We start from the raw sequence: 11580 nt of genomic DNA on the forward strand, positions 1-11580 counted from the left end.
AAATGCCGGTTAAATATAATTCTTTTCTGGCGATTATTTATAATTACGCATAATGGTTATCGACCATTATGGGATGAACTTTAAAAAAATCTCGATTTAAGCTGCGCTTAACTATAATTTAGGACCTGTCATTTAATGATGCAGCCGTTTATTAAGGGGCGTTTTTATTATTTTGTTGTTTAGGTTTTTTATAAAAAACATAGTTTTTTATGCTAAAATATTTGGTAAGTGATTATTTTAATCTACATTATTTACACTTAAGCTAAACTTGCAGTGTCATCGCCTAAAGATGCTCGGCCGTTATTTTGGTAGTGAAAAAGTGTATTCCGAATGCTATAAGAATATTACCTCTCTGAGTTGTAATTCTGGTGTCGCTATGTTTAGAAATATGAGTGTAAGAACATTTTTATTAGTGTTCCTGCTGTCTTTTTTTGTAATTATCGATATTTTAGTGACAGTCGTCGCAAAAAATATGGCGCTCACTGTGGCGGTCACAGCTCTCTTATTGGCTACGCTAGGATTTCTTTGGTTATATTTAACCTGGTATCTGGTGACGCCTATCAACACGGTTAAAAAAAGTATTGAAGAGGTGACCTCCGGTAATCTCTCAATAACTATTCCGTTATTTGGTAACAACTGTGCTGGCAGATTAATACCTGGCATCAATAGCCTGTCGGAAAGTATTGCTATTCTGGTGAAAGAGATCCGTTTGTCGTCGCAAAACGCGCTTGATCTCTCTGACGAGCTGGCTTCCCGCAGCGGGGAGCTTTCGGTAAAAACGGAAGAGCAATCAGCAGCCCTGGTTCAGACGGCAGCCAGCATGGAACAGATGGCCAGCAGCACGAAAAATAATGCCGAAAACACGCGTCTTGCCAGCTCGCGTGCGAGCGATGCCAGTATCAGCGCCCGTAAGGGCGGCGATCTGATGGGGCAGGTAGCCCATAACATGCAGTCGATTACAGACTGCGCTAACCAGATGACGGACATTATTGCCATCATCGATGGTATTGCCTTCCAGACGAATATTCTGGCACTGAATGCCGCAGTGGAAGCTGCCAGGGCCGGAGATCATGGTAAAGGTTTTTCTGTGGTTGCCGGAGAAGTGCGTAGCCTGGCCCACCGAAGCGCAGAAGCCGCCAAAAATATTAAATCCCTGATCGCTGTCACCACCAATAACGTGACTCAGGGGGCGACGGTCGTGTCTGAAGCCGAACGAAATATGCAGGAAATTGTCTCCGGTGCGAGCGTAGTGAGTAAGTTAATGGATGAAATTGCGGTGTCGACGCTTGAACAGGAAAAGGGCATTTCGCAAATTACTCTTGCGCTTTCGGAGCTGGAAAAAGTCACCCAAAGTAACGTCAGTATGGTAGATGAGCTGGCGGGTTCGTCAGACATTCTTAAAAATCGGGTCCTTGAGCTGCAGCAACGCACCGCTAAATACCGTCTTGCTACAGAAACGCCCACCGCGCAGGTAAATCCGGAGCCTCGTGGCCTGCAGCACAAGGGCTCATCCCGCCCGGCAAGACCCGTTTTGCCAAACCAGGAAAATTACTGGCACTCGTTCTGAACCGGTTCTTCGCTTTTCTTTTCTTATCGGCCCGTTTAGCGGGCCTTTTTTACATTTATTAATGAATTCAGCATGATGGTTGATTAACCCGTGCGGAGAGCTAGACTGACACCATGCCTGAGTGGAGTGTGGAGTCTTTGTGGAAGCGATTAAAGGGTCAGACATTAATATCCCGGATGCCGTGTATGCGTGGCAACTGGATGGTAAAGGCGGCGTTAAGCCGCTTGAGGATGAGGATATTATTGATGCGCAGCATCCCTGCTGGCTGCACCTTAATTACACAAGTCCGGAGAGCGCAGAATGGCTGGAAACCACGCCTCTTTTGCCCAATACCGTCCGCAATGCGCTGGCAGGCGAGAGTCTGCGTCCCCGCGTGTCGCGTATGGGGGAAGGCACCCTCATAACTCTCCGGTGCATCAATGGCAGCACCGATGAACGCCCGGATCAACTGGTCGCCGTTCGTCTGTATATGGATGAGCGCATGATTATCTCAACGCGTCAGCGCAAAGTGCTCGCGCTGGATGATGTGGTCTCTGATTTAGAGGAAGGAACCGGCCCTACCGACTGCGGTGGCTGGCTGGTGGATGTGTGCGACGCCCTGACCGATCACGCCAGTGAATTCATCGAAGTGCTGCACGATAAAATTATCGATCTGGAAGATAATCTGCTGGATCAGGAGATCCCGCCGCGCGGCTTTTTAGCCCTGCTGCGAAAGCAGTTAATCGTGATGCGTCGCTACATGGCTCCTCAGCGTGATGTGTTTGCACGCCTTGCCAGTGAGCGGCTGCCCTGGATGAATGACGATATGCGGCGCCGGATGCAGGACATTGCCGACCGTCTCGGACGGGGACTGGATGAAATCGACTCCTGTATTGCCCGTACCGGCGTAATGACGGATGAAATTACTCAGGTGATGCAGGAGTCCTTATCGCGCAGAACCTATACCATGTCGCTGATGGCCATGGTTTTTCTTCCGAGTACCTTCCTGACAGGGTTATTTGGCGTGAATCTGGGCGGCATTCCGGGAGGGGAGTACCGATTCGGCTTTTCACTCTTCTGCATTATGTTGGTTGTTCTGATAGGTGGTGTTGCCTGGTGGTTACATCGCAGTAAATGGCTGTAAAATTTCACTTTTTTAACAAAAAATGAACATAATTTCGCGGTGTAAATTGAGCAATATCAATATAAGCAGCCTCAGGAAAAGGCAATATTCATCTCGCAGGTGAATGCAACGTCAAGCGATGGGCGTTGCGCTCCATATTGTCTTACTTCCTTTTTTGAATTACTGCATAGCACAATTGATTCGTACGACGCCGACTTAGAATAGTCGGCTTTTTTTTGCCTCCTGTTCAGCACGGACTACCCTTAAAGAACAGTAACCCTTTACTGGAGGCTAATATGTCGAATGCTAACACTCTGCGAGTGAGTGACCCGATTCCTTCCGATCCCGTTCCGGTTCCTGACCCGATCCCGCAGCCCCAACCGTTACCCGATCCGCCGGACCCGGACCCGCATCCTGTTATCGATCCCCCACAGCATCGCTAAAAAAATCCCTCGTATTACGAGGGATTTCGGTTATTTGATTTCCAGAATGTCCAGTCGACTGGCGGTAAAATCGCCGTCGTCTTCATCCGGTAGCCATCCGGCAGGCTGCAACGGGAGGGTTTCGCGGTCAAACGCCAGATCCCCGCCATCCACCACGGCCGAACCATGCTGAATGCCTTTAAAGTCAAACAGCGTGGTGTCGCTGAGGTGAGAAGGCACTACATTCTGCATGGCGCTGAACATGGTTTCGATGCGTCCGGGGTAGCGTTTATCCCAGTCGCGCAACATGTCGCCGATGACCTGACGTTGCAGGTTGGGTTGAGAGCCGCAGAGGTTACACGGAATAATCGGGTATCCCTTGGCCTCGGCAAAGCGCGCAATGTCTTTTTCACGACAGTAGGCCAGCGGACGAATGACGATGTGCTTTCCGTCGTCACTCATCAACTTCGGTGGCATGCCTTTCATTTTGCCGCCGTAGAACATGTTCAGGAACAGGGTTTGCAGAATATCGTCGCGGTGGTGCCCCAGGGCGATTTTGGTAGCACCCAGCTCCGTTGCCGTGCGATACAAAATGCCGCGACGCAGGCGTGAGCAGAGCGAACAGGTGGTTTTCCCTTCCGGAATTTTCTCTTTTACAATGCCGTAGGTGTTTTCTTCGACAATCCTGTACTCAACGCCAATGGATTCCAGATAGGCGGGCAGAATGTGTTCCGGGAACCCCGGTTGTTTCTGATCCAGGTTGACCGCGACCAGTGTAAAGTTGATCGGTGCGCTCTGTTGCAGGTTGCGCAAAATATCCAGCATGGTAAAGCTGTCTTTACCGCCGGAGAGGCAGACCATGATGCGGTCGCCTTCTTCAATCATATTAAAATCGGCAATCGCCTCGCCCACATTGCGGCGCAGACGCTTCTGAAGCTTATTCAGGTTGTACTGATCTTTCTTTGTAGTTTCTTGATTTTGCGACATTTATTATTTACTCAATGTTCAAACGGGGCACGGATGAGGTGGCGGCACCTTAATGCGCCTGTCCGGTGGACAACACAACCTCATGTTCACCCTTAATCACTTCAACCCGGTAGCATAAGTTCTCTACACCCTCTGCGCATCCTTGTGCCCCTCTGGTAAGCAACAAAAGAGAGGTTGGCGCCAGTGACATAAAGCCCTATGCGAAAGTGTGCCGTGTATGGTACGGATTGCGGCGACGAATGCCAACGTTTTACATCAGATACCCGTGATGCACTGTCCTGCTCAGGCGCTGGGACAGCGTTCAACCGGTGTTGACCGCTAAAAGAGTGTGGATTCTGCCCTGAATCACCCCACCGCGCCTGTCAGCCCGGTGTGGCATAGCCTCCAACCACAAACCAGGTCAGAAACGCCACGGCAACGATAAAAACTATAATCGGGAAGGCAATACCAATTCTCATAACAGCTGAATTCCTGACGGCATAAGAGGTAGGGTCTCTCCTTTTATCCGATACCGGCAAAAATCACCAGCAACTTCTCAGGATGCCATAAAAATGGCGAGCGATATAAGATGACTGGTTAAAAACGCGGCATTGATGGCAGGTCAGTGCAGGTCATGCCCTGCGGTTGGTTAATACCAGGCTGAATTTTTTCCATTCCTGATTATCACGCTTACGTTGCAGGCTCCAGTGGATCTGCATTGTGCGACGGTTTCTGCTTTGCTTCATAGGATCATCTCAATGGTTCGGGAAAAGCGTTAACGAAACGCATGACCTCAGTTTTACGCAGAACCTTTACAGTTTTATAACAGTGAGATGGCAGAACGACTTTCTGCAAGATGGGTGAGGTGACACTCAGGCCACTTTCTTTTCCGGGTATTTGCCTTTTACTACACCATCGTAATACCGGCCTTTAGACACCACCGTCAGAAAGACGGTAAAAATGCGTGGCGGCACATTGCGATACTGAAAGGTGCTTTTATCGTGAAAACAAATTTCCAGCGTGCGGGTACTTTCCTCATAGGCAACAGATAAAATGCGTGATGATTTAACAGGATGGTGTAGCATGATGAATGTCCTTTACAGCCCGGCGCGAGGAAAGAGCATCATCCACCAGGACGGCGGGTGATGGCAAGCCGCACAGAGATAAAAAAGCCTGCAGGATTGCAGGCTTTTTGGCATCGTATCTTATTATTCAGACGGACTTTTTTCCGCTTTGCCTGCCATCCGCGCCAGGAAGTCATAGCGTTTTTGCAACTCGGCCGCCGCATCCTTCCACAGCTGGTCTGCCACTTCCGGTTGCTGGGCATTCAGCCGACGGAAGCGCTGTTCGTTCAGCAGGGTATCGGCCAGCGCATCGGAGGGTGGGCGGGAGTCCAGCGCCAGCGGCACTTTCCCTTCCGCTTCGCGGCGCGGATCGTAGCGGTACAGTGGCCAGAAACCAGTAGCGGTAAGCTGGCGCATCTGGTCATGACTGAGCGCGAGATCGTAGCCATGCTCTTCACAGGGACTGTAGGCTATGATCAGTGAGGGGCCGGGGTAGGCTTCCGCCTCCTGAATCGCCTTCACAGTCTGGTTAAGCTGGGCACCGAGCGAAATCTGCGCCACATACACATGGCCATACATCATCATGCTGACACCGAGATCCTTACGGGCCTTGCGTTTGCCATGCTCACCAAACTTAGTGACCGCACCCAGAGGTGTGGCTTTTGACGCCTGACCGCCGGTGTTGGAGTAGCACTGCGTGTCGAGCACCAGAATATTGACGTTCTCGGTCAGACTCAGGACGTGGTCAAGACCGCCAAAACCAATATCATAGGCCCAGCCGTCCCCCCCAATCAGCCAGATGGATTTTTCCACCAGCGCATCGGCATCGGTTAACAGTGCTTTCGCCTCTTCATTCCCTGCCAGATGCTGGCGCAGCGCCGCAACCTGTTGACGGCGTACCTCCGGTGTGGCGTCTGTATGCAGCGCCTCGTTGAGTTCAGGCGGGATCTTATCAGCAAACTGCGACAACATTCGCATCACCCGTTTACGGTGCTGATCCACCGTCAGACGGAAGCCCAGGCCAAATTCGGCATTATCTTCAAACAGTGAATTGGCCCACGCCGGCCCGCGCCCGTAGGCATCCGTGGTGTAGGGCGTGGAGGGAAGATTACCGCCATAAATTGATGAACAACCGGTAGCGTTAGCGATCAGCATTCGGTCGCCGTACAACTGCGTCAGCAGCTTGATATAGGGGGTTTCACCACATCCGGAGCAGGCACCGGAGTATTCAAACAACGGACTTATCAGTTGAGAGGTGCGGATATCAATACGCTCCAGCGAGCTGCGATCGATCTCCGGTAAATTGAGGAAGAAGTCATAATTCACTTTTTCCTCTTCCACATGCTCAAGGCGGGACATCATATTAATGGCTTTGATGTCAGGATCCTGGCGATCTTTTGCCGGGCAGACCTCCACACACAAATTACAGCCGGTGCAATCTTCCGGCGCAACCTGCAGTACATATTTCTGACCGCGCATATCGCGGGATTTCACATCAAGTGAATGCAGACTGGCCGGGGCGGTTTCCAGGGCTTGCGGCTGAACCACTTTCGCGCGGATGGCTGAGTGTGGGCAGGCTGCCACGCAGTGGTTGCACTGGGTGCACAGCTCCTCTTTCCAGATAGGGATCGCTTCAGCAATGTTGCGTTTTTCCCAGCGCGTGGTGCCCACAGGCCAGGTCCCGTCCGGCGGCAGGGCAGAGACGGGAAGGGCATCGCCCAGCCCGGCAAGCATCGCCGCGGTTACGGTTTTAACGAAATCGGGTGCCGCGTCTGACACCACCGGAGGACGCGGTGCGCTACTCGCGTTAACCGGTTGCAGGGGAACCTCAAACAGCGATTCACGTGCCATTGCCAGCGCCTGCCAGTTACGCTCCACCAGCTCCTGACCTTTACTGCTGTAACTTTTGGCAATCGCACCCTGCAGGGCGGTCAGGGCGCTGTCACCAGGCAGAATGTGCGTCAAATGGAAAAAGGCCATCTGCATAACGGTATTAATACGCGCGCCAAGTCCGCATTCACGGGCAATTTTCGCCGCGTTAATCACATAGAACCGGGCTTTTTTATGATTCAGTGCGGCCTGGACATCCTGCGGCAGACGATCCCAGACTTCATCAGCACTATAAGGGGTATTGAGCAGGAAGATGCCGCCAGGTTTTAGCCGCTCTGCCATCTCATACTTATCAATAAACTGCAGTTGGTGACAGCCTACAAAGTCCGCCTGAGAGACCAGATAAGCGGAGTTAATGGGCTGCTCACTCACCCTCAGATGCGAAACGGTCAGGCCACCCGCTTTTTTTGAATCGTAGACAAAGTAACCCTGTGCATACCACGGCGTGGCGTTACCAATAATCTTGATGTTGTTCTTGGTAGCCGACACGCTACCGTCACTGCCAAGGCCATAAAAGAGTGCCTCAAGTTTAGCGCGTGAGGGCAGGGTATTTTCCGGTAACGGCAACGACAGCGACGTGACGTCATCATAAATACCAACGGTAAAGCGCGGCCTGGGTTTTGTCGCGTTCAGCTCGTTAAACACTGCCAGTACGCAATCGGGACCAAACTCCTTAGAGGAGAGGCCATATCGCCCGCCGATGACGCGCGGCAGGATCTCACGCTCGCCCTGACTGAACGCTTCCGCGAGAGCAGTCATGACATCAAGGTAGAGCGGCTCAGCGAGCGCACCCGGCTCTTTGGTACGGTCAAGGACGGCGATATTTTTGACGGTTTCTGGCAGAACGGACAGTAAATGTTGCGCACTAAATGGACGGAACAGCCGTACCTTCAGCACGCCTACTTTCTCGGCACGCGTCAGCAGCTCATCGACCACCTCTTCACAGGTCCCTATTGCCGATCCCATTAACACAATCACCCGCTCCGCCTGCGGATGGCCATAGTATTCAAAGGGCTTGTACTGACGTCCCGTGGCGGCGGCAAAATCATCCATCGCCTGCTCAACGTGGTCATACACCGCGTTGTACCAGGGATTTGTCGCTTCACGTGACTGGAAGTAGGTGTCCGGGTTAGCGGAGGTGCCGCGAATAACCGGATGCTCAGGATTGAGCGCGCGAGCGCGGTGGGCATCGATCTCAGCCTGTGGGAGCAGGCTGCGGATCGTATCGTCCGACAGCGGCACAATTTTGTTTATCTCGTGAGAGGTGCGAAAACCATCGAAGAAATGAATAAAAGGCACCCGACTTTTCAGGGTGGCAATGTGTGAGATGAGGGCAAAATCCTGCGCTTCTTGTACGCTCCCGGCAGACAACATAGCGCAACCGGTCTGACGAATCGCCATCACATCGGAGTGGTCGCCAAAAATTGAGAGCGCATGGGTGGCAACGGTGCGCGCCGCCACGTGCAGGACGAACGGCGTTAACTGACCGGCCAGTTTATAGAGCGTTGGGATCATCAGCAGCAGACCCTGCGATGAGGTGAAGGAGGTGGAGAGTGCGCCGGTTTGTAGCGCCCCATGCACCGTCGCAATCGCACCCGCTTCGGACTGCATCTCAACGACACGCGGTGTGTCACCCCAGACGTTAAGTAATCCGTTTCCGGCCCAGGCATCAGCCTGTTCCGCCATCGTGGAACTTGGGGTAATGGGGTAAATGGCGATAACTTCACTGACACGGAACGCTACCGAAGCGACCGCGCCATTACCGTCAGTAGTAATCATATTGTACTCTCATTGCTCAACGATAAGTGGGATAGCGCCGTTGTTTGCCAGAGGGTTGCAGCAAGCCGGTTCGGGCTTGTTCACTTTTTGTTCTGGTCCGGCAAACCGGCCATGTATTGACTCACGCTGCACTCTGAGCCTGGTGCAGTTTGTATGTGCCCGGACGGCTTCAGCCCGCCCGCTTAAGGCCTCTTATGACAAAGATAACCTTCAGTATAGACATCCCCTGGCCGGGGGATTTTGATCTCATGGCGCGTGTCGGCATTTATCGGTTTCGTAAATACTTATCGGGGATAAATAGCCACCGGCAACAGCGCTGTAAGAAAAATACAACAGATGGCGATGGCGCATTTTCCCGTTAGTAGCACTCCCGTCGTGTCTGGCGCAACGACTTGCCCCTACTGTATCCGGAGTGGGTGTCAGCGCGCAGGTTTAGGTAATCGTCTGAAAAAACAAGTGCATCTGCCGCTAACGTTGCTGAATTGACTTATCTTAAGTGCAATTACTAAAAAAATTTAAATCCAGTCAGCCGTGGAAAGGGACAATGCCAATCAAAACCTATCAGGCGTATGCCGAACATCTGAAGAGAGTGGTGGAAGACGAGCGCGAAGCCTGCGTCGTGGACAAAAAACTGGTTTTAACTGCGGCGGCGGCGATCGAGGAGCTGGTTAACGTCGTCATTGAACAAGAGCATGCGTTAACCGAAGACAAAGCGATTATTGAAGAACTCCAGCAAGGAATAGCAGAACATAAACTCGCGTAAGCGGCAGCAAAACGCCGCGTGGGCGTGCCTGGTCGATCTATCCCCTTCCGATTCCTTTACATACCTTCCGGCGCTGACAGCGTGCAAAAAAATCGCATCAAAATGTTGCGAAAGCGCATAAAGGTGCGTTGCGACTCTCGACGTGCCGTCCTGCACTGCCTATGATGCTTAGGTTTTGCAAATTCACAGGGGGATGAGAAATGCGTTCAGCGTTTTGGGTGGGATGTGCTGCACTGTTACTGTCTGCATGCAGCAATGAGCCGGTTCAACAGGCAACGGCGGCGCACGTCTCGCCGGGTCTGAAAGCGGCTATGTCCAGCGGGGGAGAAGCCAACTGCGCGATGATTGGCGGGGCGTTATCTGTCGCACGTCAGCTTGATGGCACTGCGGTGGGAATGTGTGCGCTACCTAACGGCAAACGTTGCAGCGAACAGTCGCTTGCCGCAGGAACGTGCGGGAGTTACTGAGCCGGTTCCGTCTGCTTATAGATGAGTGTCTGATCGGCGGTGGTCAGCGTCAGCTGACTGTCAGTTAAATCGACCTGCGCGCCGGTATTGAGCATCGTGGCGAGGACGTTATCCAGCGCGTTGCGCTGTGCGTCTGTACACATCATGCGCGTCATCGCCATGTTCTTCACCGTCAGCTTTCCTTCTGAGAGTTTGCCCTGTCCGGTAAAGCGGTTACACATGCCGCCAGAGATTTTCATTTCTCCATCGAAATGAATGTCTGCCGGCTGCTCACCGGGTTCAACCGCCTGCCCGTTTGCCGTTTCCAGCACAAAGCGGTGATTGACCAACTGTTCGGCCTTTACCGACACATCATTGGCGCCGCTGCGCACACATCCGGTCAGCAACACGCTCAATGCCACCAGGGTAATCAATTTATTCATTTATTCCTCAAAGGCTTTCCTGATATATCGGCGGGATTTTAACAGGCGAGGCGCGGTTGTCATCGGAGATTTTCTTAAAAGCATTCCCCTCCAAAGAGGGGAATTAGGCGATTAAAAGAGGGCGTTGGGGCAGGCTTCACCGCGCTCCAGCTGGCGCAGATTCTCAAGTGTTGTCGCGGAAATGCTAATCAACGCCTCCGCCGTGAGGAAGGCCTGATGACCGGTAAAGAGCACGTTGTGACAAGCTGACAAACGGCGGAAGATATCGTCCTGGATGACATCGTTGGATTTATCTTCAAAGAAGAGATCGCGCTCGTTCTCGTAAACGTCCATCCCCAGCGCGCCAATTTTCTGGTGTTTCAGTGCTTCAATGGCCGCCTGAGAATCAACAAGCCCACCACGACTGGTATTGATGATCATGACGCCATCTTTCATCTGATCAAATGCCGTCTGGTTCAGTAAATGATAGTTTTCAGTCGTTAGCGGGCAGTGCAGGGAAATAACGTCTGACTCAGAAAACAGGGTTTTCAGGTCAACATATTCCACACCCAGTTCAAGTGCCGCTGCGGCTGGATAAGGATCGAACGCCAGCAGGCGCATGCCAAAGCCCTTCAGGATGCGCAGAGCCGCTACGCCAATTTTGCCCGTGCCAATCACGCCCGCCGTTTTGCCGTACATCGTAAAACCGGTGAGCCCCTCCAGAGAGAAGTTAGCATCACGGGTACGCTGATAGGCGCGATGAATACGACGGTTCAATGCCATCATCATACCTACGGCATGTTCTGCAACGGCCTCAGGGGAGTATGCTGGAACTCGCACCACCTGCAGGCCCAGCTCTTTTGCCGCGTCCAGGTCAACGTTATTAAAACCCGCACAGCGCAACGCGATGAATTTCACGCCATGTTTTTTCAACTCTTCGAGCACGGGTCGGCTGCCGTCATCATTGACGAAGATGCAGACCCCGTCACAACCAATAGCGGTTTTGGCTGTTTTCTCAGTGAGCAGAAAGTCGAAAAATTCAAGATCATAGCCAAACTTATCATTCACGTGCTGCAAATACTTTTTATCGTATTGCTTTGTGCTGTATACCGCGAGTTTCATAAGACTTTCTCCATCAGGGTTTATATCCACATTAGCA

11 protein-coding genes and 1 pseudogene are annotated in these 11580 nt (G+C 52.1%); 5 read left to right on the forward strand and 7 right to left on the reverse strand.

All coding sequences use genetic code 11. From position 1 onward, the window contains the following. Positions 1-472 precede the first annotated feature (472 nt). From M1D91_RS11005 to M1D91_RS11015, 3 genes are all read left to right on the forward strand, one after another. Entirely contained in the window at positions 473-1567 is a 1095-nt protein-coding gene (locus M1D91_RS11005) for a methyl-accepting chemotaxis protein (protein ID WP_437432071.1), read from the forward strand. Between the two features lie 139 nt (positions 1568-1706). After that, the gene (gene zntB / locus M1D91_RS11010) at positions 1707-2690 is read left to right on the forward strand and encodes a zinc transporter ZntB (RefSeq protein WP_437432014.1); all 984 of its coding nucleotides are present in this window, start codon (positions 1707-1709) and stop codon (positions 2688-2690) included. Between the two features lie 275 nt (positions 2691-2965). Then, positions 2966-3112, forward strand: coding sequence for a hypothetical protein (locus M1D91_RS11015; RefSeq protein WP_437432015.1), 147 nt, complete (start codon positions 2966-2968; stop codon positions 3110-3112). A gap of 30 nt (positions 3113-3142) precedes the next feature. Here the strand turns inward: M1D91_RS11015 and ttcA are convergent, their stop codons facing one another. The 5 genes and pseudogenes from ttcA to nifJ form a co-directional block, all read right to left on the reverse strand. After that, positions 3143-4078: a tRNA 2-thiocytidine(32) synthetase TtcA gene (gene ttcA / locus M1D91_RS11020; protein ID WP_437432016.1), complete on the reverse strand. Its 936-nt coding sequence runs from the start codon at positions 4076-4078 to the stop codon at positions 3143-3145. Between the two features lie 146 nt (positions 4079-4224). Further along, positions 4225-4322, reverse strand: a pseudogene (locus tag M1D91_RS11025) (site-specific integrase); the annotation flags it as partial. 118 nt (positions 4323-4440) lie between these two features. Next, a complete protein-coding gene (locus tag M1D91_RS11030) occupies positions 4441-4536 on the reverse strand; it encodes a YoaK family small membrane protein (protein WP_437432017.1) in 96 nt (31 codons plus the stop codon). Between the two features lie 393 nt (positions 4537-4929). Further along, on the reverse strand, positions 4930-5142 hold the full coding sequence (locus M1D91_RS11035) for a KTSC domain-containing protein (protein WP_437432018.1): 213 nt from the start codon (positions 5140-5142) through the stop codon (positions 4930-4932). 123 nt (positions 5143-5265) lie between these two features. Then, entirely contained in the window at positions 5266-8790 is a 3525-nt protein-coding gene (gene nifJ / locus M1D91_RS11040; protein ID WP_437432019.1) for a pyruvate:ferredoxin (flavodoxin) oxidoreductase, read from the reverse strand. 544 nt (positions 8791-9334) lie between these two features. On the opposite strand from nifJ, the gene M1D91_RS11045 reads away from it, so the two are divergent. Both M1D91_RS11045 and M1D91_RS11050 read left to right on the forward strand, forming a co-directional pair. Beyond that, a complete protein-coding gene (locus M1D91_RS11045; RefSeq protein WP_437432020.1) occupies positions 9335-9553 on the forward strand; it encodes a hypothetical protein in 219 nt (72 codons plus the stop codon). 200 nt (positions 9554-9753) lie between these two features. Then, on the forward strand, positions 9754-10020 hold the full coding sequence (locus M1D91_RS11050; RefSeq protein WP_437432021.1) for a putative hemolysin: 267 nt from the start codon (positions 9754-9756) through the stop codon (positions 10018-10020). Here M1D91_RS11050 and hslJ read toward each other — a convergent pair. Next, complete coding sequence (hslJ, locus tag M1D91_RS11055) at positions 10014-10442, reverse strand: heat shock protein HslJ (RefSeq protein ID WP_437432022.1); 429 nt, start codon at positions 10440-10442, stop codon at positions 10014-10016. The two genes, M1D91_RS11050 and hslJ, sit on opposite strands and share 7 nt — an antisense overlap. A gap of 111 nt (positions 10443-10553) precedes the next feature. Further along, positions 10554-11543 (reverse strand): 2-hydroxyacid dehydrogenase, encoded by a 990-nt coding sequence (locus M1D91_RS11060; protein WP_437432023.1) that lies wholly within the window; start codon positions 11541-11543, stop codon positions 10554-10556. Between the last annotated feature and the right edge of the window lie 37 nt (positions 11544-11580).

The sequence above is a fragment of the Enterobacter sp. SA197 genome, from assembly GCF_054131575.1.